This window comes from Flagellimonas zhangzhouensis, assembly GCF_900102925.1.
GTDB classification, from domain to species: domain Bacteria; phylum Bacteroidota; class Bacteroidia; order Flavobacteriales; family Flavobacteriaceae; genus Flagellimonas; species Flagellimonas zhangzhouensis.
On the sequence record NZ_FNKI01000002.1, the window covers coordinates 1 to 22,992 of the forward strand.

Annotated in this window: 19 protein-coding genes, 2 tRNA genes and 2 rRNA genes; 15 read left to right on the top strand and 8 right to left on the bottom strand. The window is 40.4% G+C overall.

Annotation, left to right across the window (positions count from 1 at the left end; translation table 11 throughout):
• Together BLQ18_RS06710 and rrf are read left to right on the top strand one after the other, a co-directional pair.
• Positions 1-279: ribosomal RNA gene (locus BLQ18_RS06710) — 23S ribosomal RNA — on the top strand; the annotation flags it as partial.
• 101 nt (positions 280-380) lie between these two features.
• A 5S ribosomal RNA gene (gene rrf / locus BLQ18_RS06715) occupies positions 381-492 on the top strand.
• A 48-nt stretch (positions 493-540) separates the two neighbouring features.
• On the opposite strand, the gene BLQ18_RS06720 is transcribed toward rrf, so the two are convergent.
• From BLQ18_RS06720 to BLQ18_RS06735, 4 genes are all read right to left on the bottom strand, one after another.
• Positions 541-1,488, bottom strand: coding sequence for a hypothetical protein (locus BLQ18_RS06720; protein WP_090293690.1), 948 nt, complete (start codon positions 1,486-1,488; stop codon positions 541-543).
• A 272-nt stretch (positions 1,489-1,760) separates the two neighbouring features.
• Complete coding sequence (locus BLQ18_RS06725) at positions 1,761-3,227, bottom strand: glutamate synthase subunit beta (RefSeq protein ID WP_090293691.1); 1,467 nt, start codon at positions 3,225-3,227, stop codon at positions 1,761-1,763.
• A gap of 10 nt (positions 3,228-3,237) precedes the next feature.
• The gene (gltB, locus tag BLQ18_RS06730; protein ID WP_090297379.1) at positions 3,238-7,743 is read right to left on the bottom strand and encodes a glutamate synthase large subunit; all 4,506 of its coding nucleotides are present in this window, start codon (positions 7,741-7,743) and stop codon (positions 3,238-3,240) included.
• Between the two features lie 309 nt (positions 7,744-8,052).
• Positions 8,053-9,195 carry an acyl-CoA dehydrogenase gene (locus BLQ18_RS06735; protein ID WP_090293692.1) on the bottom strand — a complete coding sequence of 381 codons (1,143 nt, stop codon included), beginning with the start codon at positions 9,193-9,195 and terminating at the stop codon, positions 8,053-8,055.
• Between the two features lie 236 nt (positions 9,196-9,431).
• Here BLQ18_RS06735 and nhaD point away from each other — a divergent pair, with 236 nt between their 5' ends.
• From nhaD to BLQ18_RS06765, 6 genes are all read left to right on the top strand, one after another.
• The gene (gene nhaD, locus BLQ18_RS06740) at positions 9,432-10,817 is read left to right on the top strand and encodes a sodium:proton antiporter NhaD (protein ID WP_090293693.1); all 1,386 of its coding nucleotides are present in this window, start codon (positions 9,432-9,434) and stop codon (positions 10,815-10,817) included.
• A gap of 57 nt (positions 10,818-10,874) precedes the next feature.
• Positions 10,875-11,567: a MotA/TolQ/ExbB proton channel family protein gene (locus tag BLQ18_RS06745; protein ID WP_090293694.1), complete on the top strand. Its 693-nt coding sequence runs from the start codon at positions 10,875-10,877 to the stop codon at positions 11,565-11,567.
• Positions 11,568-11,574: 7 nt separating this feature from the next.
• The gene (locus tag BLQ18_RS06750) at positions 11,575-11,961 is read left to right on the top strand and encodes an ExbD/TolR family protein (RefSeq protein WP_090293695.1); all 387 of its coding nucleotides are present in this window, start codon (positions 11,575-11,577) and stop codon (positions 11,959-11,961) included.
• A complete protein-coding gene (locus BLQ18_RS06755; RefSeq protein ID WP_090293696.1) occupies positions 11,961-12,854 on the top strand; it encodes an energy transducer TonB in 894 nt (297 codons plus the stop codon). The genes BLQ18_RS06750 and BLQ18_RS06755 overlap by 1 nt, the downstream gene beginning before the upstream one ends.
• Positions 12,854-14,065, top strand: a complete 1,212-nt coding sequence (locus tag BLQ18_RS06760; protein WP_090293697.1) for a bifunctional folylpolyglutamate synthase/dihydrofolate synthase — start codon at positions 12,854-12,856, stop codon at positions 14,063-14,065. Before BLQ18_RS06755 ends, BLQ18_RS06760 begins: the two co-directional genes overlap by 1 nt.
• 69 nt (positions 14,066-14,134) lie before the next feature.
• Positions 14,135-14,209, top strand: a tRNA-Val gene (locus BLQ18_RS06765).
• Between the two features lie 42 nt (positions 14,210-14,251).
• On the opposite strand, the gene BLQ18_RS06770 is transcribed toward BLQ18_RS06765, so the two are convergent.
• Positions 14,252-14,935, bottom strand: a complete 684-nt coding sequence (locus BLQ18_RS06770) for a metal-dependent hydrolase (RefSeq protein WP_090293698.1) — start codon at positions 14,933-14,935, stop codon at positions 14,252-14,254.
• Between the two features lie 155 nt (positions 14,936-15,090).
• On the opposite strand from BLQ18_RS06770, the gene BLQ18_RS06775 reads away from it, so the two are divergent.
• Positions 15,091-15,501: a 6-carboxytetrahydropterin synthase gene (locus tag BLQ18_RS06775; RefSeq protein ID WP_090293699.1), complete on the top strand. Its 411-nt coding sequence runs from the start codon at positions 15,091-15,093 to the stop codon at positions 15,499-15,501.
• 29 nt (positions 15,502-15,530) lie between these two features.
• A tRNA-Val gene (locus tag BLQ18_RS06780) sits at positions 15,531-15,605 on the top strand.
• A gap of 6 nt (positions 15,606-15,611) precedes the next feature.
• On the opposite strand, the gene BLQ18_RS16980 is transcribed toward BLQ18_RS06780, so the two are convergent.
• Complete coding sequence (locus BLQ18_RS16980) at positions 15,612-15,773, bottom strand: hypothetical protein (RefSeq protein ID WP_175443728.1); 162 nt, start codon at positions 15,771-15,773, stop codon at positions 15,612-15,614.
• Between the two features lie 178 nt (positions 15,774-15,951).
• Between BLQ18_RS16980 and BLQ18_RS06785 the strand changes: the two genes are divergently transcribed.
• Positions 15,952-16,158 (top strand): helix-turn-helix transcriptional regulator, encoded by a 207-nt coding sequence (locus BLQ18_RS06785; RefSeq protein WP_090293700.1) that lies wholly within the window; start codon positions 15,952-15,954, stop codon positions 16,156-16,158.
• A gap of 111 nt (positions 16,159-16,269) precedes the next feature.
• Positions 16,270-16,758 carry a hypothetical protein gene (locus BLQ18_RS06790; protein WP_090293701.1) on the top strand — a complete coding sequence of 163 codons (489 nt, stop codon included), beginning with the start codon at positions 16,270-16,272 and terminating at the stop codon, positions 16,756-16,758.
• A 55-nt stretch (positions 16,759-16,813) separates the two neighbouring features.
• On the opposite strand, the gene BLQ18_RS06795 is transcribed toward BLQ18_RS06790, so the two are convergent.
• Positions 16,814-18,088 carry a UDP-N-acetylmuramoyl-tripeptide--D-alanyl-D-alanine ligase gene (locus BLQ18_RS06795; RefSeq protein ID WP_090293702.1) on the bottom strand — a complete coding sequence of 425 codons (1,275 nt, stop codon included), beginning with the start codon at positions 18,086-18,088 and terminating at the stop codon, positions 16,814-16,816.
• Between the two features lie 63 nt (positions 18,089-18,151).
• A complete protein-coding gene (gldJ, locus tag BLQ18_RS06800) occupies positions 18,152-19,804 on the bottom strand; it encodes a gliding motility lipoprotein GldJ (protein WP_090293703.1) in 1,653 nt (550 codons plus the stop codon).
• A gap of 395 nt (positions 19,805-20,199) precedes the next feature.
• Between gldJ and porV the strand changes: the two genes are divergently transcribed.
• The 3 genes from porV (at position 20,200) to pdhA (ending at position 22,992) form a co-directional block, all read left to right on the top strand.
• The gene (porV, locus tag BLQ18_RS06805) at positions 20,200-21,345 is read left to right on the top strand and encodes a type IX secretion system outer membrane channel protein PorV (protein WP_090293704.1); all 1,146 of its coding nucleotides are present in this window, start codon (positions 20,200-20,202) and stop codon (positions 21,343-21,345) included.
• Positions 21,346-21,420: 75 nt separating this feature from the next.
• Entirely contained in the window at positions 21,421-21,912 is a 492-nt protein-coding gene (gene cdd / locus BLQ18_RS06810) for a cytidine deaminase (protein ID WP_090293705.1), read from the top strand.
• Between the two features lie 81 nt (positions 21,913-21,993).
• Positions 21,994-22,992, top strand: a complete 999-nt coding sequence (gene pdhA, locus BLQ18_RS06815; RefSeq protein WP_090293706.1) for a pyruvate dehydrogenase (acetyl-transferring) E1 component subunit alpha — start codon at positions 21,994-21,996, stop codon at positions 22,990-22,992.

Consider the following 22,992-nt stretch of genomic DNA (forward strand, 5'->3'; position numbering starts at 1 on the left):
GTCTCTATCTACTGCGGGCGTTAGAGATTTGAGTGGACCTGACCCTAGTACGAGAGGACCGGGTTGGACCGACCACTGGTGCGCCGGTTGTCCCGCCAGGGGCATCGCCGGGTAGCTAAGTCGGGATGGGATAAGCGCTGAAGGCATATAAGCGCGAAACCCGCCACAAGATGAGATCTCTTTAAAGGGCCGTGGGAGATGACCACGTCGATAGGCCGTAGGTGGAAGTGCAGCGATGCATGTAGCCGAGCGGTACTAATTGCCCGTAAGCTTGCGCAGCCCTCTCGCAGGTTCTTTATAAAAAAACATACTTCGTTGACTCTTCTTTACGGATGCACGCATCCGTCCCAAAATATGTCATACTTTAAAATATTGAAGATCTAGGTGGCCATGGCGACGGGGCCCACCCCTTTCCATTCCGAACAGGGAAGTTAAGCCCGTTTGCGCCGATGGTACTGCCACACCAGGTGGGAGAGTAGGTCGCCGCCTTCCTCAAAGCCCGATACTTTAGTATCGGGCTTTTTTGTTTTTTGATGTTTGCTAGTTTATGGTAAAAGAATAAAGTAATTTCTTTTCATCTGCAGCAGGAACTTCTGAAATAAGAACGTAGTTGCCAGGAGTGAGGTCTGCTTCAAAAAAACCTTTTTCACCTTCAGATAAATTGTTCATTCCACCCAAGAAAGTAAATCCTTCCGGTGAGGGGGTAATCAACCCTTTTGGATCCATCCAATTCATCCATTGTATCAAAGAGTCCAAATTAGCTCCTGTTTCATAGCGAACCAAATTGACGTCATGTCCCACAAAATGTTCGTATATTTTTTGGTCAATGAAATTGGTTTGAAATATTTGATTTCCTGATGTGATGCTGTCATGTACAACAATACCTTCTGTACTCGAAATGTCAACGGATATGCTCGCAGTTGGCTGATCTAAATCAGTAGTTTCTTCCTGCACTATAATTTGCTTGATCATTCCATGTGAGGTATGCCATTCCCCATTGAACATTTTTACATAACATTCCATTGTATATAAACCTGGTTCTAAATATACCGTACTCTTAGCAGTATGTTTTGGCGAAATTAACCCTGTACCACCCATGAATTTTACTTGAAAATACCATTCTGGAATTTCACCAAAGACTTCCATGGCTTTGTCCATATCACCGTGCATTATCTGCTTCATACCTTCGTCAAAAGGTGGTAGCAGTTCATTTTTGGTATTGTTTATGTCTTTACCTTCAGGATATAGGTCCATAAGTACAAAATGGACTTCTTGGGATTGATTTTCATAAAACAACGTGTTCCATCCCGAGTACAAGGTGTCTGCGGAAAAGAATTCCATACTTTTTGTAATGATTTCAACCTGACCATCTTTTAAAGGGTCTACAGCTTCCTCTAGAGTTGGTTCTATTGCTTCGTTTTGTTTTTCTTTTGATTTACATGAAACAGTTAAAAGAATCAATACAAGGAACAAGAAATAATTTTTCATGATACTAATGTTTTTGGTTGGTAAAACACAGCACAGAGGAAAGTGGAGGTAAGTCTAAGGGACGGTCATCAATTTCAATATATCGAAATTATTATCCAATTACTGGATTAATGTATAGATGGTTAATGTGTTTATGTAGTTGAAATATAACGATTTATAATTGGATTAAGGAAAAGGTAGATCTGTCGTTTAGTTTTTAATGGAATTCAAAAAAAACTCCCCAATACAAAAGTATTGAGGAGTAACGTGTGTATAGTTGATATTTATGTGTGCTAAACTCTTGGTAAGTCACCATCACCTTTTAATGGCAGCTCTGATTTTCCCATTAAAAATTTATCCACATGATGGGCAGCTTGTCTTCCTTCGGAAATGGCCCAGACAATCAAAGATTGACCTCTTCGTTGATCACCAGCGGCAAATACACCGGGTATATTTGTTTTATAGTCACTTGCAGAAGCCTTGATGTTGGTTCTAGGGTCCATTTCCAGTCCAAGTTGGTCCGCAATGGTAGTTTCAGAACCAGTAAAGCCCAGGGCCAGTAATGCTAGATCACATTCCCATTCTTTTTCAGTGCCTTCAACCTCTTTAATTATTGGTCTTTGCCCTGGGGACTTTACCCATTCCACTTCTACTGTAACTAAACTCTTCAAATTTCCTTCGCTATCGACATTGAAATTTTTGGTCGATATACTAAATACTCTTTCCGCACCTTCCTTATGTGAAGTGCTAGTACGCAATCGCATGGGCCAAAATGGCCAAGGCTGTCCATCAGGGCGGCTAGTGGTGCTTTTCGGCATAATCTCAAAATTGGTTACCGATACGGCACCATGCCTGATAGAGGTTCCAATACAATCCGAACCTGTGTCACCTCCACCAATTACGATTACTTTTTTGCCTTTAGCGGATAGTTCTTCTCCTTTATAAGGGATGCCATCCACTTTGCGGTTATTCTGTGGCAGAAAATCCATTGCCTGAACAACTCCCTTGGCATCGGAGCCTGGAATTGGAAGGTGACGTCTTACTGTGGCACCTCCACAAAGTACAATGGAATCAAATTCTTTTTTAAGGTCTGTAGCGGTCACATCAACCCCAACATGAACTCCAGTTTTAAATATGATCCCTTCTTTTTCCATCACCTCCAAACGGCGGTCAATGACATTTTTTTCCATCTTAAAATCAGGAATTCCGTAGCGAAGTAAACCTCCAGCTTTTTCATCACGTTCGAACACTGTTACCAAATGTCCAGCACGGTTTAATTGTTGGGCTGCTGCCAAACCAGAAGGTCCAGAACCGATAACGGCCACTGATTTCCCAGTTCTTTTGGATGGGATTTCAGGTTGGATCCATCCATTTTTAAAGGCAGTTTCAACAATGTTCTTTTCAATATTTTCTATGGAAACTGGGTCCTCGTTGATACCCAAAACACATGCTTCTTCACAGGGAGCAGGACACAATCTTCCCGTAAATTCTGGAAAGTTGTTGGTGGAGTGCAATATTTTGGTTGCCTTTTCCCATTTGCCACGATAGACGGCATCGTTAAAATCGGGGATTAAGTTGCCAAGTGGACAACCACTATGGCAAAAAGGTATGCCGCAATCCATGCAACGTGCCCCTTGGTTTTTCAACTCAGCCTCTTTAAGCGGTTGCGTAAATTCCTTATAATTTTTGATGCGTTCTTTAACAGGGGCGTATCCTTCGTCCTTCCTGTCAAATTCCATAAATCCTGTTGTCTTTCCCATGTTTCAAAAATTATAGGGTTTCCATTTTTTCTTGTTCCAATCGAATAAGTGCCTGACGGTATTCTTCTGGGAATACTTTAATAAACTTTGGAAGGCACTCTTCCCAATCTTCCAATATTTTTTGTGCCAATGGACTCAATGTGGCATTGTAGTGGTTTTCTATAAGTCCTTTCAATTCCTTGATGTCGTTGTCTTCTTCAACAGGCAATAGATTCAAGGCTTCTCCGGTACATTTCTTCGCAAATGTTCCATCTTTATCATACACATAAGCGATGCCACCGCTCATACCGGCTCCAAAATTTCTACCAACATCACCGAGGATTACTGCGGTACCTCCTGTCATGTATTCACAACCATGGTCTCCGATGCCCTCTACAACAGCCTTTGCTCCAGAGTTTCTAACACAGAAACGCTCACCAGCCTTTCCGTTGATATAAGCCTCTCCAGAAGTTGCTCCATACAGGGTAACGTTACCTGTAATTACGTTTTCTTCTGGTTTTATGGTGGATTTGAATGGTACCTTAATCACTAATTTGGCGCCTGAAAGTCCTTTGCCTAAATAATCGTTGGTATTTCCATTCACTACCATGGTCAAACCTTTGGTTGCAAATGCCCCGAAGCTCTGTCCAGCCGATCCAGTAAAGTTTAATTTAAGGGTGTTTTCGGGAAGTCCATCTGCTCCATAAATTTTGGAAATCTCATTACTGATGATGGCTCCAACTGCTCTATCGGTATTGTGAATAGGAAAATCCAAAGAGGTTTTTTCTTTTCTGAACAGTGCAGGGTGAGCCTTGCCAATAATTTCAAATTCTATTGATTTGAATATATCGTGAGTTTGTTTTTCTGTGTTATAGAATTTTGTTCCTTCTGGTACATCAATTTGATATAGGATAGGTGTAAGGTCAATTCCAGCTGCTTTATAATGACTAATGGCCTTCTTTCTATCCAATTTTTGAACTTGTCCGACCATTTCATTTACGGTACGGAAACCCAATTTTGCCATAATCTCACGAAGCTCTTGGGCCACAAAGTACATGTAGTTTACCACGTGCTCTGGTTTTCCTTTGAACTTTTTACGTAGATCTGGATTTTGTGTTGCTATACCTACCGGACAGGTATTCAAGTGGCAAACACGCATCATAATACAGCCTGAAGCTACCAAAGGTGCGGTTGCAAAACCAAATTCTTCGGCTCCCAAAAGACAGGCGATGGCAACATCACGTCCTGTTTTTAATTGTCCATCACATTCGAGGACAATTCTATTTCTTAAATCATTCAGCACTAACGTTTGTTGCGCTTCAGCAATTCCAAGTTCCCAAGGAAGTCCTGCGTGTTTCAATGAAGTCAATGGAGACGCTCCAGTACCGCCATCAAAACCAGAAATCAAAACAACATCAGCTTTGGCTTTTGCCACCCCTGCAGCAACGGTTCCAACACCAACTTCGGAAACCAATTTTACATTCACACGAGCTTCACGGTTGGCTGATTTTAAATCATAGATCAACTGCGATAAATCTTCAATGGAATATATATCGTGGTGTGGTGGTGGTGAAATCAATCCCACATAAGGGGTTGAATTACGTGTTTTGGCAATGGCTGGGTTTACTTTTGGGCCAGGTAATTGTCCACCTTCTCCAGGTTTTGCCCCTTGGGCCATTTTTATTTGAATTTCTTGGGCATTGGACAAATAGTTGGAGGTTACCCCAAATCTACCCGATGCCACCTGTTTGATGGCACTGTTTTTCCAATCGCCTGTTTGACTTCTATAAAAACGAGCCGAATCCTCACCACCTTCACCTGAATTGCTCTTTCCTCCAATTCGGTTCATGGCAATCGCAAGATTTTCATGTGCTTCCTTACTGATGCTTCCGTAGGACATGGCCCCAGTTTTAAACCTTTTTACGATTTCGGTCCAAGGTTCTACTTCTTCAATGGGAATGGGGTCATAGTTCGAAAATTCGAACAGTCCACGTATGGTCATTAAGTTTTTGGATTGCTCGTTCACCATTTTGGAATACTCCTTATAGGTTTCCGGCTCGTTATTGCGTACCGACTTTTGAAGCATGGCTACACTTAATGGATTGAACATGTGCTTTTCACCGTTTCTTCTCCATCGGTACTCTCCGCCAACTTCAATATCGAGGTCAGCTGCTATTTCCTTTTTGCTAAAGGCCTTGGTATGGCGTTTGGCCACTTCTTTTTCTATTTCGTAAAGGCCAATTCCTTGAATACGTGTGGGTGTATTTGGGAAATATTTGTCCACCACTTTGGTGTTGATTCCTATACACTCAAAAAGTTGGGATCCACGATAAGAGTTCAAGGTTGATATCCCAATTTTGTTCATCACCTTAAGAATTCCTTTTCCAACCGCTTTATTATAATTGTAAATGGCTTCCTCGAAAGTATAATCGGTGATGTTGTTTTCTTTGATTTGTTCTCCAATGATCTCGTTTACCAAGTATGGGTTGATGGCACTGGCACCAAATCCGAACAATAGAGCAAAATGATGTACCTCTCTTGGTTCTGCAGATTCAATGATGATGCTCAATTTGGAACGTTTGCCCAGTTTTCTAAGTCCACTGTTTACATAAGAACAAGCCAAAAGTGCTGGAATGTGAGCCATTTCAGTGCTAACCATTCTATCGGATAGAATAATGATGTTTGCGCCCTGGTCAATGGCATCCGATGCTTGTTTTAATATGGAGTCCAATGCTTCTTCCAAACCATTAAGTCCCCTTGCAATTTCATATAGCATGGAAATGGAAACCACTTTGTAATCTGGACTGGCATCATAATTTTTTATTTTATCCAAATCCTCTTTGGAGATCACTGGGTTTTGGATTTTCAATTTTCGACAGTGCAGTTCAGAAAAGTCGAAAATATTATGATCACTACCCAAGGTAAGACTGATGTCGGTAATCAATTCTTCTCGAATACCATCCAAAGGTGGGTTGGTTACCTGGGCAAAAAGTTGTTTAAAGTAATTGTAGATCAATTGCGGACGCTCAGATAATACCGCAATTGGTGTATCGGAACCCATGGAGCCGATTGGTTCTTTCCCATTTTCAGCCATCGGCATAATAATGGTGTTGATGTCCTCTTGGGTATATCCGTATGCAGTTCTTCTGGTTTTCAATGGAAATTCACCGAAGAAAACTGGACAATCATTATATGGTATATCGCGAAGGTGAACCAAATTATCCTTCAACCATTTTTTATAAGGGTGCTTGGAGGCAATGGATTCTTTGATTTCTTCATCATTTACGATGCGGCCTTCTTCCATGTTTACCAAGAACATTTTTCCTGGTTCCAATCTTCCGTGGAATTCAATATCCTCTGGGTCAAGTTCAACAACCCCAGTTTCGGAGGACATAATCACATACCCTTGTTTGGTCACAGAATATCTTGATGGACGAAGTCCGTTTCGGTCCAAAACAGCACCAATATAATTTCCATCGGTAAATGGAATGGAGGCTGGACCGTCCCAAGGCTCCATTAAACAAGAGTTATACTCGTAAAACGCTCTTTTAGATTCGGACATTTCAGGGTTTTTCTCCCATGCTTCCGGTACCAACATCATCATCACCTCTGGTAGGGAACGACCTGTCATCAATAACAGTTCCACTACCATATCCATACTGGCTGAATCCGATTTTGCTGGTAGTACTATCGGTAAAATGTTTTTGATATCTTCCCCGAACCAGTCGCTTTCCATCAATTCCTCGCGAGAGCGCATGCGGGAAACGTTACCTCTTAGGGTGTTGATCTCACCATTGTGGCACATATATCGAAAGGGTTGTGCCAAATCCCAATTTGGGAATGTATTGGTGGAGAATCTTTGGTGTACCAAGGCTAAACGCGTTACCACTCTTGGGTCTAAAAGATCTTCGTAAAATCTGCTTATGTCTTTAGGTACCAAAAGCCCTTTAAAAATGATGATTTTGGTGGATAGACTGGGCAGGTAGAAAAATTTGCTTTCAGAAAGTTTGCTTTCTATGATGGTATGCTCCGTAATTTTACGTGCAATGAAAAGTTTTAGGTTGAATTGAAAATCGTCCAAGGATTCGCCTTTTCCAACAAAAACCTGCATTACATAAGGTTCTGTCTCTGCTGCGATACGACCAGGTACAGATCTGTTTACGGGTACTTTTCTCCAACCTAATATTTGTAGGCCTTGTTTTTTGAAATTTTCTTCGAGTACGCTAATGCAAAAATCACGCTGGTTTTGCTTTTGGGGTAGAAATACGTTTCCTACGGCATAAGAACCCGCTTCTGGCAATTCAAATGGACAAGCATCTTTAAAGAAGTCATGTGGAATATCAATTAATATTCCAGCTCCGTCCCCAGTTTTGCCATCTGAACTAACAGCACCTCTATGCTCAAGACGATCGAGTATTTCGAGGGCCTTGTGTATTATGTCGTTGGACTTTATTCCTTTAAGGCTACAGATAAATCCTGCACCACAGTTATCATGCTCAAATTCTGGTAAATATAAACCTTGCTTTTCCAATCCCATCATTAACGTATTTCCTCAAATTTATCAAAATAGATGAATAGATAATAAGGTTTTTGCTGATTATCAGATAAATAATCAACGTAATGATTGGAAGGTTAAAAAAAGCGCAATTATAGAATTAAAGGAATGTTAAATTATCATTATCTCAAATCCACAGCCAAAATTGTGGGCTTCCCTACAGTGAAAAGCCTATTTCATCGATTTTCACCCTGTTTGAGGGGTAGGTGCTTTGAGTTGAGAAGGGAGGTTGGGAAATAAAAGGGTGTTTAAAAAAAGGAACCCCCTCTTTTTTGAGGGGGTGCTGAATTTTTAATCTTTAAGAATACTTCTCGAAATCACAATTTTCTGAATTTCGGATGTTCCTTCATAGATCTGGGTAATCTTCGCATCACGCATTAATCGCTCTACATGGTATTCTTTTACGAAACCATTTCCGCCATGAATCTGTACGGCTTCCACTGCTGTTTCCATGGCAACTTCGGAAGCATATAATTTTGCCATAGCTCCAGAAAGGGTGTAATCGTTGCCATTGTCCTTGTCGCAAGCAGCTTGATAAACCAAATGGCGAGCTGCCTGAATTTTGGTATGCATATCGGCCAATTTAAAGGCAATGGCCTGATGGTTCGAAATTTCTGTACCGAATGCTTTACGTTGTTTGGAGTATTGCAAGGCAAGTTCGTATGCTCCTGCAGCAATGCCCAAGGCTTGGGCTGCAATTCCGATTCTACCTCCTGCCAAAGTTTTCATGGCAAACTTGAATCCAAAGCCATCCTCACCAATGCGGTTCTCTTTCGGAACTTTTACATCATTAAACATTAAGGAGTGGGTATCGCTTCCTCGAATGCCCAGTTTATTTTCTTTGGGACCTATCTCAAAACCTTCCGCTCCTTTTTCCACAATAAGGGCGTTGATGCCCCTATGTCCTTTTTCTACATCGGTTTGTGCAATTACCAAATACACTTCGGCTTGGTTCCCATTGGTAATCCAGTTTTTGGTCCCATTTAATAGGTAATGGTCACCTTTATCCAGTGCAGTGGTTTTTTGTGAAGTGGCATCACTCCCTGCTTCGGGTTCCGAAAGACAGAAAGCGCCAATAATTTCTCCAGTCGCTAAGCGAGTGAGGTATTTTTCCTTTTGGGCTTCTGAACCATACGTTTCGAGCCCCCAACAAACCAATGAATTGTTTACGGAAACCATAACGGATGCCGAGGCATCAATTTTGGATAATTCTTCCATGGCCAAAACATAAGAGAGGGTATCCAGACCACTTCCTCCATATTTTTCGTTCACCATCATGCCTAAAAAGCCAAGCTCTCCCATTTTATTCACCAATTCTTTTGGAAATTTTTGGATTTCGTCTCGCTCAATTACGCCTGGAAGCAATTCATTTTGGGCAAAATCTTTTGCCGCCTGTTGTATCATTAACTGTTCTTCGGAAAGTGTGAAGTCCATAAAACTGAAAAATAATTAAAAACTACCTACAAATATAGTTTTGTAATATTATATTTTCATAAAAAGTGAATTTTAAATACGAATGATGAAAAGTTTTTTGGAATTATTGAGAAGTTAAATTTTGGGTGTCACAATATTTTATAAGGATAAGATTATGTGGAAAACCTCATTTTGAATATCTTTAGCCGCACAGATAACTACTCAAAATAATAATACCTTAATTAAACCAACTTATAATGGAAACCCTTTTAATTGTCATATTTGTATTAGGCTATTTGGCAATCACCCTTGAACATAATTTAAAGATTGATAAACTTATTCCAGCCTTGGCCATGATGGCCATTCTTTGGGCGCTAATGGCGTTCGGTTTGGATGGATTCTCCACTTGGTTTGATTCCGGTGCCCATCATTTGATGGAAAACTTCGGATTGTTAGAGCACGAAGAGAAATTGGAGTTGTTGGAGGAAACTTTGCTTCACCACTTAGGAAAGACTTCTGAGATTTTGGTATTCCTTTTAGGAGCTATGACCATTGTTGAGATCATTGACTATTTCGATGGTTTTGCGACCATTAAATCCTTTGTAAAAACAAGAAGCAAAAAGAAAATTCTTTGGATATTCTCCTTTTTGGCATTTATTCTTTCCGCAATCATCGATAACTTAACCGCAACCATCGTGTTGATTTCCATCCTTCAGAAAATTGTTAAGGACAGAGATACACGAATCTGGTATGCAGGTTTGATCATTATCGCAGCGAACGCTGGTGGTGCTTGGTCTCCAATTGGGGATGTTACCACGACCATGCTTTGGATCGGAAATAAAGTTTCCACTGCCATGTTGATCGAGCACTTGTTGATTCCTTCTTTGGTGTGTATGTTGGTGCCTTCTTTTATCGCTTCATTCTTGCCTGCTTTTAAAGGTGAAATTGATGCCGAAGAAGAGGAGCCTCTCAAATCTAAATTTGGACCAACCATGTTGTACCTAGGTTTGGGTGCGATTGTATTTGTTCCAATTTTTAAAACTATTACGCACTTACCTCCATATGTGGGTATGATGTTGTCTTTGGCTGTAGTAGCAACATTTGCTGAAATCTATAGCAATAAAAAAATATCAATTTCTTCAGTAGATCACGAAAGCGATGCTGCTGCTCACCATAGTCCTGTTCATAGTGCTTTAACTAAAATTGAATTGCCAAGTATTTTGTTCTTCTTGGGTATTTTGATGGCGGTTGCCGCATTGGAATCCTTAGGCTTGTTGTTCAACTTTGCAGAAGGCTTAAAGCAAAGTATGCCATTGATGGGTACGGAGATGGAAGGAACTACAGTTTCTGACCTTGTGGTATTGCTATTGGGTGTAGGTTCTGCTGTAATTGACAACGTACCATTGGTTGCTGCCAGTTTGGGGATGTTCTCCGAGCCATTGGATGACCAACTGTGGCACTTTATCGCTTACTCTGCAGGTACAGGTGGTAGTATGCTTATTATTGGTTCTGCAGCAGGTGTTGTTGCCATGGGAATGGAGAAGATTGACTTTTTCTGGTACGTTAAGAAGATATCTTGGTTGGCCTTATTGGGCTTCTTGGCCGGGTCAATTTGTTTCATGGTAATGCGATTCTTGTTCTAAAAAATACTTTAGTTCAAAAATCTCCGTTATAATTGCAAATTAAATTGGGGATTTTATATGATTATGTTTCAAGAAGCAACGGAAGGTGCGGAGGTAGCTGCCTCTATATCAGAAGAAAAGACCTTATCCGTAATAGATCTTATCGTTAATGGCGGAACAGGAAGTATCATTATTATAATGATACTTTTTGTTCTTCTATTTGTAGCAATGTATATTTATTTTGAACGCATTTTTGCCATTAAGGCAGCATCCAAAATAGATAAAAACTTCATGGACCAGATTCGTGACCACGTCATGAACGGAAAACTGGAGGCTGCAAAACTTTTATGTGCCCAAACGGATTCTCCCGTGGCACGTTTAACTGAAAAAGGTGTTGCCCGAATTGGTAAACCTTTGGACGATATTAATACTGCAATCGAGAACGCAGGTACCCTAGAGGTGTACAAATTGGAGAAAAACGTGAGTGTTTTGGCCACAGTTGCCGGTGCTGCACCTATGATTGGTTTCTTGGGAACCGTGATTGGTATGATTTTGGCATTCCACGAAATGGCAAGCAGTGGCGGTCAAGCTGAAATGGGATCTTTGGCATCTGGTATTTATACCGCAATGACCACAACAGTTGCTGGTTTGGTGGTTGGTATTATCGCCTACATCGGGTACAACCACTTGGTGGTTAGAACGGACAAAGTGGTTCACCAAATGGAAGCCAACGCCGTACAGTTTTTAGATTTATTGAACGAACCTATATAGTTTTCCTATGAAACTTAAGGGAAGAAATAAAGTAAGCCCGGAGTTTAGCATGTCGTCAATGACAGATATTGTATTTCTGTTGTTGGTGTTTTTCATGCTGACGTCCAACGCGCCAAATGCACTCGATTTACTTTTGCCAAAGGCAAAAGGGAAATCTACCAATACACAGAATGTTTCGGTTACTATCGACAAGAACTTAAAGTATTATGTGAACAACGAGCAGATTAACAAGGAATACATTGAAATTGAATTAAAAAAGGCACTTGAAGGTCAAGACAAGCCAACTATCATTCTAAGGGCAGAAGAAAACGTAGCCATCAAAGAGGCAGTTAACGTTATGGATATAGCCAATAGAAACAAATACAAGGTTATCTTGGCGGTGCGGCCAAATTAATGTCCTTTTTAGATACGAGACACAAGAAAAAATCTTTCACGCTTACAACACTTTTGTTAAGCGCGCTGCTCCTATTGCTTTTTTATATTGGACTTACCTATTTAGATCCACCGATTGAAAATGGTATTGCCGTGAATTTCGGCACCATGGATTTTGGTAGTGGTGAAGTGCAGCCTAAAGAAAAAGTGAGGTCAGAGCCTAGGGAAGTTCCTACTCCAGCAGAACCTCAAGAGCAAGTGGAAGAACCTGTGCAACCCAAAGAAGCTGTGGTTGAGGAAGCTCCAGTTGAAAAGGTGTTGACCAGTGATGATACCGAAACTATCAAACTAAGGCAACAGCAAGAAGCCAAACGTAAAGCGGAAGAAGAAGCTGAAAAAGCAAAAGCCGAAGCAGAGCGTATCGCGCAAGAGAAACGTGAGGCCGAAGAACGCAAAAGGCAGGAAGAGGAAGCCAAGAAAAATAATATTGATGCCTTGATAGGAGGTATTGGTAAATCTGATGGCACTACTACAGGAAGTGAGGGTGATGATGATCGTGCTGGAGACAAAGGTCAACCTGACGGTGACCCTTATGCAACTTCATACTATGGGGGAGGTCCTGGAGGAGGAGATGTTGGAACAGTCGGATATGGTCTTAAAGGACGAAAATTACTTGATAGTAAAATTGTTAGGCAAGATTGCAACGAAGAGGGTAGGGTTGTAGTTAGGATTTATGTTGACCAGAGTGGAAAAGTTGTTAAAGCGGAACCAGGAATCCAAGGAACACTAAATGCAGCCCCGTGCTTGTTGGAAGCGGCAGAAAAAACTGCATTAACTTACAAGTGGAATAGTGATGGTGATGCTAAGCCACAGCAAATTGGATTTATTGTGATTGTTTTTAAACTAGGGCAGTAGTGACCTATAAAGAGACTTTGGACTGGATGTTTGTTCAGTTGCCCATGTACCAACAAAAAGGTGCGGTGGCCATGAATGCCAAATTGGACAACATTCTCCATTTTGCATCTGTTCTAGGAAATCCCGAAAAAAAATTTAAAAGCATCCACGTAGCGGGAACCAACGGAAAAGGTTCCAGTAGCCATATGTTGGCTTCCATTCTTCAGGAAACGGGCCATAAAGTCGGATTGTACACATCTCCCCATTTAAAGGATTTTAGGGAGCGCATTAAAATAAATGGGCAAGTTGTTGGTGAAGAATTCGTAGTGGACTTTATTGCACAGCACAAGCCATTTTTGGAGTACCACAAGCTTTCATTTTTTGAAATGACCGTAGGAATGGCATTTCAATATTTTGCGCAAGAAGAAGTGGATGTTGCTATTATTGAGGTTGGGCTTGGAGGTCGTTTGGATTCCACAAACATTATAACCCCTGAAGTTTCCTTGATTACCAATATCGGATTAGATCATACACAGTTTTTGGGTGATACTTTGGAGAAAATTGCTTTGGAAAAAGCAGGAATCATTAAACCAAAGGTTCCTGTAGTTATCAGTGAAACCCAACCAGAAACCAAAATGATTTTCAATCTGATCGCGCACCAGCTTAAATCGGATATAGTTTTTGCCGATGAACATCTTGCAGAAGGTTTTAAAACCGATTTGTTGGGCGATTACCAGCAAAAAAATATGAATGGGGTAGTGGCCACCATTCAACAACTCAAGGGTTTTGCTATATCCGAAAAGGCTATAAACGATGGCCTCAAAAAAGTGGTTGCCAATACGGGGCTTTTAGGTCGTTGGCAAATTTTGCAAAAATCACCTTTGGTGGTCTGCGATACGGCCCATAATAAAGAGGGCTTGCAATTGGTTTTGCAACAGGTGGCAAAACAATCCTATGATCGGTTGCATATCGTGCTAGGATTTGTAAATGATAAAGATGTAAAGTCTGTTTTAGGATTATTTCCGAAAGAAGCTAGCTATTATTTTGTGAGACCTGCCATTCCACGAGGTATGGATGTGAATACACTTTGTGAACTAGCTAAAGAACAGGGGCTTGTGGGAGAAAAATATGGGTCCGTTCAAAAGGGTTTTGCAGCGGCTTTGGAAAATGCGCAAAGCACCGATATGGTTTATGTGGGAGGGAGTACTTTTGTTGTGGCAGAAGTAGTGTAATTTTTTTCATTTTTTTGTTTTTTAAATCAAAAACAGTGTTATATTTGCACTCCCATTACGGAAAATAATGGGCGCTTAGCTCAGTTGGTTCAGAGCACCTCGTTTACACCGAGGGGGTCGGGGGTTCGAATCCCTCAGCGCCCACAACAAAAAAAAGCCTTCGATTTCTCGAAGGCTTTTTTGTTTTTATACGGTTATTGATTCCCCAATATCGGGCAACAACAATTGCTTTCCTTTCTGCTCAAAATACCCAACAGCTTTTTCTTTGTTCAATATAATTGGTGGAAATGTATCGTAGTGGCATCCGATGATCTTATCGCAAGCAATAAAATCACTTGCAATGGTTGCATCTTCATAGCCCATGGTGAAATTGTCTCCAATTGGAAGCACGGCAATATCCAATTTCGGGCAGCTCATGGGGATGAGTTCCATGTCCTTGGTCAAAGCGGTGTCACCAGCAATATAAATGCATTTTGAATCATCATAGATCACAAAGCCTCCTGGGTTTCCCCCGTTGCTGCCATCGGGCAATGCACTGGAGTGAACGGCGTTTACATATTTCGCAGTTCCGAAATCAAAGGTGAGTTTTCCGCCGTGGTTCATGGGGTGTCCTTGGACTCCTTTTTCACCAAACCAAGAAACAACTTCAAAATTGGAAACCAATAGGGCTTCGGGATTGTTTTTGGCAATGGCCTCCACATCCAACACATGGTCTTGGTGGCCGTGGGTCACAAAAATGTAGTCCACTTTAAGGGAATTGATGTCGATGTTCGAAGCCAATTCATTCCCAGAAATAAAAGGGTCGAACAATATGGTTTTGCCGTTCATTTCCAACAGCAATGTAGCATGACCTAAAAAGGTAATTTTCATTTTAGCGATTTTTTATAGGATTAATCTATTCACTATAAATTTAAAAAGAACCGATGGAAATGTCAATTTTAGTCCCGAAAGGAACTGAGCTTTGTGTTGCCGTTTTTTTTGATTTGGAAAATATGGTTTGATCAAAAAGGAAGTACATTTGCAGCATGATTGCGACCATTTGTAGAAAAGGACATTTTAATGCCGCCCATCGCCTCCATAACCCAAATTGGAGCGATGAAAAGAACATTGCTGTTTTTGGAAAATGTAACAGCCCAAGCTTTCATGGGCATAATTTTGACCTTGAGGTTAGAATTCGAGGTGAAGTGGATCCTGATACGGGCTTTGTGATGGATTTGGCCGATTTGGGTGTGTTGATCCGTGATGAGGTGGAAGAGCGTTTTGATCATAAGAACCTCAACTTGGATTGCCCTGAGTTTAAAGACCTGTTGCCCACCACAGAGTATTTTGTAAAAGTGATCTACGATATTTTAAAACCCAAGCTACAATCTGGACAGCAATTGCACATTACCTTGCACGAAACCTCAAAAAACTCTGCGGAGTATGGCGATTGGTAATTAATTACGATATTGCACCGCTTTTTAATGGGATATTAGCTCAGTTGGTTTAGAGCGCTGCCTTGACAGGGCAGAGGTCACTGGTTCGAATCCAGTATATCCCACTTTCTCTACTTATATCCCGAAATTTTTCGTTGTAGTTTTTGGTTGTTGCGCTCCAAACGCTCGTTTTGGTGCCGTAAACTGCCCAATGCCTTTTGCATGGCCTGTAAACTCTCTTGTTGTAGCGCGATGATCTGTTCTAGGTCGGATTTGGTGTATTGCTTTGTCATTTTGTAGGTTAATTGTATTTAGATGGAAATAAATTTTCATGAAATTACAATAAATTATTGTTTAATGTAATATAATTAGTGTCAAGCGAAAAGAAATTTGCATGAAACCGCAATTTGATTGTTATCTGATGATTTTTAGTCTAATTATATTAGCGTAGGACGGCAATTTAATTGCACTATGGATAAAATAAATTACAATAGAATAAAAGCGGTTTTAGCGGAAAATAATGTCTCCTCAAAAGAATTGGCTAAACATCTTGATAAAACTGAGTCAACGGTTTCTAGATGGTGTACCAATGATGTGCAACCTTCCATTGAGGTATTCCATCAAATAGCTAAATTTCTTGATGTGGATGTGCGAGAGCTTTTGGTTTCGACTAAATAAATGATGTCGAATACATCGGTTATATGCCAATTTGGGTGTATAGTGATGTATTTTACTTTTCTAAAAGCAAGTTGGTTGTAATTTGGAGCAATTTTTGAACAATCATTCATTATGAGAAGCTTTTTCTTTTTACTCACTCCTTTATTGATGGTTATAAACTCATCTTTTGGACAGAACCTTACAGTTTCTGAATTTGATTTGTATGGCTGTTGGAAAAAGGAACCAATTACAAAAGAAAATGGAATTAAGCAATGGATATATGTCACTTGTGACATTTCCGAAACAGGAAAATCAGTAAGACAATCAGATATTGTTTTCAAAGCCTATAATAAATGTGAATTTTTGGCAGTAATTCAAGATGCCCTTTGCCCCATTGTTTACCAAAGGGTCGAAGGAACTTGGACATATGACGAGAAATCTGGAATTGTAGAAGTTTTTTACCCTAAGGATTTCCAGAAAGAGATCTTGGACACTTTTAGAGAATCACATCCTGAACTGGAAATTCCTAACCCAAGATTGAAAACTAAATTCAAAATATTAGGAATTGAGGATGGGAAAATTAAAATAGAAAAAACTACTGCAAACATTGACCTTAATTAATTGCTATCTAAATACTAATGGCGTAGACCGATAAGAGTTCAAATAAACAACGGGTTTAAACCAAATCCAAAACCCGTTCCAACGCCATTCCTCGAGAACCTTTGATCAATAGGGTTCCTTTTTTTAGTGGTTGGTCTTCCAAATGTGCTTTTAGGGCATCAAAGGTTTCAAATTGCAATAGGTCTGTTTGTGTGCCGAAAAAGTTCTTACCCACCAAATAAACATCTTGAAAATTCAGTTCTTTCGCCAAATCGGCAATGGCTTGGTGTTCTTCGGTAGCGGTTGTTCCCAACTCGAACATATCTCCAATAATCAGGGTCTTGTGTTCGGCATCCATCAAACTGAAATTCTCCAAAGCGGCCTTCATGCTGGTCGGGTTGGCATTGTAGGCATCCAAAATAATCTTGAACCCATTTTTTTCCAAGATCTGTGAACGGTTGTTTTGGGGTTGGTAGGACTCGATGGCCGATTTGATCTCCTCCAAAGGCACATTAAAATATTTACCCATGATGATAGCCGCACAACAATTCGGAAAATTATATTTTCCGATGAGTTGGGTTGTAATGGTGGTTTCCTCAACCTTTAAGGTTACAAAAGGATTGGCCTTTAAAAACTCAATGTTATAAAATTGGTGGTCCGTTGTACTAAAACCAATTTTCTTGGTACAGCTGTTCAATTTTTCCTTTTGAATGGGGTCATCGGCATTAAAGAAGATATGCCCACCATTCGATCTTATAAAATTATAAAGCTCACTTTTCCCTTGAATCACACCCTCAACGCTCCCGAACCCCTCCAAGTGTGCTTTTCCAAAATTGGTAATGTATCCAAAATCGGGCTGGGCGATGTTACAAAGCATTTCAATTTCCCCAATGTGGTTGGCGCCCATTTCCACAATGGCCATTTCCGTATCTTCTTGTATTGACAACAAGGTTAACGGAACCCCGATATGGTTGTTCAAATTGCCCTTTGTGGCAATGGTCTTGTATTTTTTGGAAATAACGGCATTGATAAGCTCCTTGGTCGTGGTTTTGCCATTGCTACCCGTTAGCGAAATGATTTTTGCCTTGCATTGCTTTCGGTGGTAGGTGGCCAGTTGTTGCAGGGTCTCCAAAACATCTTCACAAAGGATAAACTTATCCGAGGTGTTGTAATCCGTCTCGTCAATAATGGCATACGTAGCACCTTTGTCCAATGCTTCTTGGGCAAAAGCATTGCCATTAAAGTTTGGACCTTTCAAGGCAAAAAACAAACAGTTATCGGTTACTTTTCTTGTATCCGTACAAATTGTGGGATGCTCTAAAAAAAGAGCGTGCAAAGCTTCCATTTTCATAGTTCGAAGATAAAAAAAGCCCCGACAATTGCCGGGGCTTTTTTTAAATACTCAAGGGTATGTTTATCTCGCTTTTTTGTGGCGAACTGTTTTATTGGATTTGGATTTTGAACCAACTCTGGACATAGCACATCTAAATCCGATATCGTCTGTTGCCATATATTGTGGCAAATATCTACGTTGTGCTGGGTCTAACCAGAAAGCTCTGTCTCTCCAAGAACCACCTTTGTAAACGCGAACTTCGTCGTTGATTAAGGTTGTTCTATAGTTGGATGTGTCATATTGGCGAACCAATTCTCCATCTTCGTTACGCTCTACCTTGTGATTTGGAGAGTCGTACATTTTACGTTGATCTTCGTCTTCTGCGGCAAACCTGTCATAGAATCTAGCGGAACCAGCGTCCCCATCTCTAAATCCACGGTTGTCACTCTTATCGAAGTTGGTTCTCAAATAGGTTTCTTGTTCGGTAACAGGAACTTCTTTGATTTCCCCTGGAAGGTTGATGGCTACAATTTTACCGTTTGGCAAAGTGTCATACACAATTTGATCTTCCAAGATTTCAACTTTTCCATCTTCACCAATAGCTTTTTTCATGAAGATGTTACCACGGTAGTAGTTAAAGTCACTGATTTCGTCGTCAACGATAGGACGATATACATCGGCCACCCACTCGCTTACGTTACCAGCCATGTCATACAGACCAAAATCGTTTGGCTTATAAGATTTAACTTCTCCTGTGATATCGGCACCATCGTCAGACCATCCTGCAATACCGCCATAATCACCTTTTCCTTGCTTAAAGTTGGCCAACTGGTCTCCACGACCTACGCGCTGTCCATTTCTGGTGTAATCACCTTCCCAAGGATATTTTTTTCTACCTCTATAGTTGTTATACTCGCGGCTTCCAACAAGAGCTTGTGCTGCATATTCCCACTCAGTTTCGGTTGGAAGTCTATATTCTGGCATAATAACACCGCTACTTCTTTTAGCAAAAGCACTAATGGAATCCTTCTTTTGTTTTCCTTGTAATGAATCAATCTCACCACCGTAAACAGATTCAGGATTGTTCAAATAAGCTTCTGTGCTGAAGGTTCCAGACATTTCACCGTTCAATACTTTGTATTTTGCATCTTCGGCAATATATCCTTCTCTTTCCAACATTACCTCATTAACCCTGTCGGTTCTCCATTCGGCATATTGAGTTGCTTGCACCCAGTTAACACCAACTACTGGATATTCTGCAAAAGCAGGGTGTCTTAGGTAGTTGTTAGTCATGGTTTCATTATAGCCCAATCGGTTTCTCCATACCAAAGTATCTGGAAGAGCACCTTTATAAATGTTGGCATAGTTTGGATTGTCTGGTGGGTAAACCGCCTTTAAATAATCCAAATATTCCAAATACATTACGTTGGTGACCTCGGTTTCGTCCATATAAAAAGACTGCACGTGTTGTTGGGTTGGCGTATTGTTCCAATCGTGCATAATGTCGTCCTGGACCTTACCTTTGGTGAAAGTTCCACCTTCAACAAAAACAGTTCCAGGAGGAGTTTCTTGCTCCTTGAAATCCGAATTGTATTGAAATCCACCCTCCTTGGCGTTGATTTTCCATCCTGTGGCTCTAGAAGTGTCCTTTGATCCTGAGGAATTTTTACAACTGGATAATCCTCCCATCACAACGGCGCAAGAAAGTACAACTTTGATTAAGTGTTTTTTCATAATTTGGGCTTGAGTACTTTAAAACTCAGGGGTTTATTCCCTAAGCGCTTCAATTTGTTTTGATTTTAAAAATCTTTCGATGGCATTAAAACGACGTTTTTGCCATTATATTTTGTGTTTGTCAAATAATTGTGGCAAAGTTCAAATTTTCTACATTGCTACACCTTTCTAACGGAGATGCTTTGAAAATAGTATAGCCCATATTGGTTTTTAACGGATTGGAATAAGTTAAAAGACATATAAATACCTTTTAACTGGATTAGTAGTGTTTTGAACGAAATACCATAAAATTTATAGATGCAGATATAAGAATTTCACCAAAAGACCGTTTAATTTGTATTGTTTCTTAGAATTATTAGGGAAACGGGGACATTACTAAATGCTAAAATTTTAGAATGAAAAAGTTTTTAATTGTGGTAGCTTTCTTGGTTATAGCGCCACAAATTAGTGCACAGCAAGAAAGAGCAATCACCACTGCAGTACCATTTTTAACCATTGCAGCCGATGCAAGGGCATCTGGTATGGGGGATATGGGAGTTGCAACTTCGTTCGATGTGTATTCGCAACAATGGAACCCTGCTAAATATGCTTTTGCAGACCAAAAAATGGGAGTTGGGGTTAGTTATACTCCTTATTTGGAAACTATTGTAAACGATGTTTCCTTATTAAATGCCAATTTTTATAATAAGCTGAATGACCGAAGCGCATTTGCTGTTGGATTGCGCTATTTTGGTTTGGGAGAAATTGAGTTGAGACAAACTTTTGATCAAAGCGCTACCATAGTAAAGCCAAATGAATTTTCATTGGATGGTTCATATTCATTGAAATTGAGTGAAACATTCTCTATGGCTGTTGGAGGTAGATTTATAAGCTCTAACCTTAGGTTCCAAGATGGAACGCAAGACTCTCAGGCAGCCAATGCCTTTGCAGTAGATATTGCTGGTTTTTATCGATCAAGAGAAATTGCCTATGCAAGTTTTGATGGACGTTGGAGAGCTGGTTTTAATATTTCCAATTTAGGTGGTTCGTTGCAATATGATGAAGGTGGACAAGAAAACTTTTTGCCTACCAATCTAAAATTTGGAGGTGGCTTCGATTTTATTTTTGATCAAGACAACAAGTTGGCTATCAATACTGAATTTAATAAATTATTGGTGCCAACACCTAGAGATTTTGACGGTGATGGTGATATCGATGCAGAGGATAATGACCAGTATCAGAATATTGGCTTTTTTAGCGGAATCTTTGAATCTTTCGGAGATGCTCCTGATGGATTTAGTGAAGAACTAAAAGAAGTAACTTGGGCCTTGGGAGCAGAATACCAATTTAGAGAGTCCTTTATGTTGCGAACAGGTTACTTTAATGAAAGTGAAGAAAAAGGTTCAAGAAAGTTCTTCACCTTAGGTGCTGGGTTCAAATTTAAATCCGCTCAAATAGACCTTTCCTACTTGTTCTCAACCTCACAAGTTAGAAACCCATTGGAAAACACTTTGCGTTTTTCGCTTTCCTTTAATTTTGGGGAAGAGTTTTACAACGACTAATAAGATTTTCAATCATATAACTAAACCCGTCCATATTGGATGGGTTTTTTTATTTTTGGAAGACATCATCTTAGCATGAAGAAAAAGCAAATAGGTTTTGAATTACAGATTTTTGAGGATGGCTCGGAGCTGTCACAAATGGAGCAAAAATTGTTACAACAAGCAGATACAGCCCGTTTAAATGCCTATGCTCCATATTCCAATTTTAAAGTAGGTGCGGCCGTACTCATGGAAAACGGCGAGGTAGTGATTGGAAACAATCAGGAAAATGCGGCTTATCCAGCAGGACTTTGTGCAGAACGTGTAGCTATTTTTCAAGCTGGCGCAAGATTTCCAGGAGTGGCTATTAAGTGTTTGGCAATCAGTGCTGGGTCGGATGGTCATGCCCTGTCCGAACCTGCTGCCCCTTGTGGAAATTGCAGACAGTCCATTATCGAATATGAGCAAAAGCAAACCACTTCGATTCCAATTTTATTGAAAGCTCCAAAAGGCCCAATTTATAAGTGTCCTTCAATGAAAGATATCCTCCCCTTAGCATTCAATAGTTCATTTTTGGGCGATTCTTAAATCAATTCTTTTTACAAAACATTTATATATGTATTTTTGCTCTTCCCAACCACAGGGAAATTTCAATTAATACTACAGTTGATGAAAAAAATCACCAAAGAAGTTTACCTAAAATGGTACGAGGACATGTTGTTCTGGAGAAAATTCGAGGACAAATTAGCAGCAGTTTATATCCAACAAAAAGTAAGGGGCTTTTTGCACCTTTACAACGGACAGGAAGCCGTTTTGGCTGGAGCACTGCATGCCATGGATCTTACCAAGGATAGAATGATCACCGCTTACCGAAACCACGTTCAGCCAATTGGAATGGGGGTTGACCCAAGAAGAGTAATGGCAGAACTTTACGGTAAAGTTACTGGTACCTCAAAAGGTATGGGAGGATCCATGCACATTTTCTCCAAAGAGCATCGTTTTTATGGTGGTCACGGAATTGTGGGTGGACAAATTCCATTGGGTGCTGGTTTGGCATTCGGGGATAAATACTTCAAAAGGGATTCTGTAACCCTTTGTTATATGGGTGATGGTGCAGTGCGTCAAGGATCATTGCACGAAGCATTCAACTTGGCCATGTTGTGGCAATTGCCAGTTGTTTTCATTTGTGAGAACAATGGTTATGCAATGGGTACTTCGGTAGCAAGAACAGCATTCAGTACAGATATCTGGAAACTGGGATTGGGATACGAAATGCCTTGTGGGCCTGTAGACGGAATGGACCCTGCTGCAGTTGCAAAAGAAATGGACAAAGCCATTGAGCGTGCTCGTACTGGTGGAGGTCCAACTTTCTTAGAGATGAAAACGTACCGATATAGAGGTCACTCTATGTCCGATGCGCAGCACTATAGAACCAAAGAAGAAGTAGAGGAGTACAAAAAGATAGATCCAATTACCCAAGTGAAAGATGTGATTCTTGAAAAAGGATACGCAACGGAAGAGGAGTTGAAAGCAGCTGACAAAAGGGTGAAAGATTTAGTGAAGGAGTGTGAGGAATTTGCAGAAAATTCCGATTTCCCACCATTGGAGCAATTGTACGATACCGTTTACGAACAAGAAGACTATCCATTTTTACAACATAAATTATAA

Bases quoted from the DNA above. Each gene is read 5' to 3' on its own strand.
- BLQ18_RS06720 (WP_090293690.1), bottom strand. From the start codon at position 1,488: ATGAAAAATTATTTCTTGTTCCTTGTATTGATTCTTTTAACTGTTTCA.
- BLQ18_RS06725 (WP_090293691.1), bottom strand. From the start codon at position 3,227: ATGGGAAAGACAACAGGATTTATGGAATTTGACAGGAAGGACGAAGGA.
- gltB (WP_090297379.1), bottom strand. From the start codon at position 7,743: ATGGGATTGGAAAAGCAAGGTTTATATTTACCAGAATTTGAGCATGAT.
- BLQ18_RS06735 (WP_090293692.1), bottom strand. From the start codon at position 9,195: ATGGACTTCACACTTTCCGAAGAACAGTTAATGATACAACAGGCGGCA.
- nhaD (WP_090293693.1), top strand. From the start codon at position 9,432: ATGGAAACCCTTTTAATTGTCATATTTGTATTAGGCTATTTGGCAATC.
- BLQ18_RS06745 (WP_090293694.1), top strand. From the start codon at position 10,875: ATGATTATGTTTCAAGAAGCAACGGAAGGTGCGGAGGTAGCTGCCTCT.
- BLQ18_RS06750 (WP_090293695.1), top strand. From the start codon at position 11,575: ATGAAACTTAAGGGAAGAAATAAAGTAAGCCCGGAGTTTAGCATGTCG.
- BLQ18_RS06755 (WP_090293696.1), top strand. From the start codon at position 11,961: ATGTCCTTTTTAGATACGAGACACAAGAAAAAATCTTTCACGCTTACA.
- BLQ18_RS06770 (WP_090293698.1), bottom strand. From the start codon at position 14,935: ATGAAAATTACCTTTTTAGGTCATGCTACATTGCTGTTGGAAATGAAC.
- BLQ18_RS06775 (WP_090293699.1), top strand. From the start codon at position 15,091: ATGATTGCGACCATTTGTAGAAAAGGACATTTTAATGCCGCCCATCGC.
- BLQ18_RS16980 (WP_175443728.1), bottom strand. From the start codon at position 15,773: ATGACAAAGCAATACACCAAATCCGACCTAGAACAGATCATCGCGCTA.
- BLQ18_RS06785 (WP_090293700.1), top strand. From the start codon at position 15,952: ATGGATAAAATAAATTACAATAGAATAAAAGCGGTTTTAGCGGAAAAT.
- BLQ18_RS06790 (WP_090293701.1), top strand. From the start codon at position 16,270: ATGAGAAGCTTTTTCTTTTTACTCACTCCTTTATTGATGGTTATAAAC.
- BLQ18_RS06795 (WP_090293702.1), bottom strand. From the start codon at position 18,088: ATGAAAATGGAAGCTTTGCACGCTCTTTTTTTAGAGCATCCCACAATT.
- gldJ (WP_090293703.1), bottom strand. From the start codon at position 19,804: ATGAAAAAACACTTAATCAAAGTTGTACTTTCTTGCGCCGTTGTGATG.
- porV (WP_090293704.1), top strand. From the start codon at position 20,200: ATGAAAAAGTTTTTAATTGTGGTAGCTTTCTTGGTTATAGCGCCACAA.
- cdd (WP_090293705.1), top strand. From the start codon at position 21,421: ATGAAGAAAAAGCAAATAGGTTTTGAATTACAGATTTTTGAGGATGGC.
- pdhA (WP_090293706.1), top strand. From the start codon at position 21,994: ATGAAAAAAATCACCAAAGAAGTTTACCTAAAATGGTACGAGGACATG.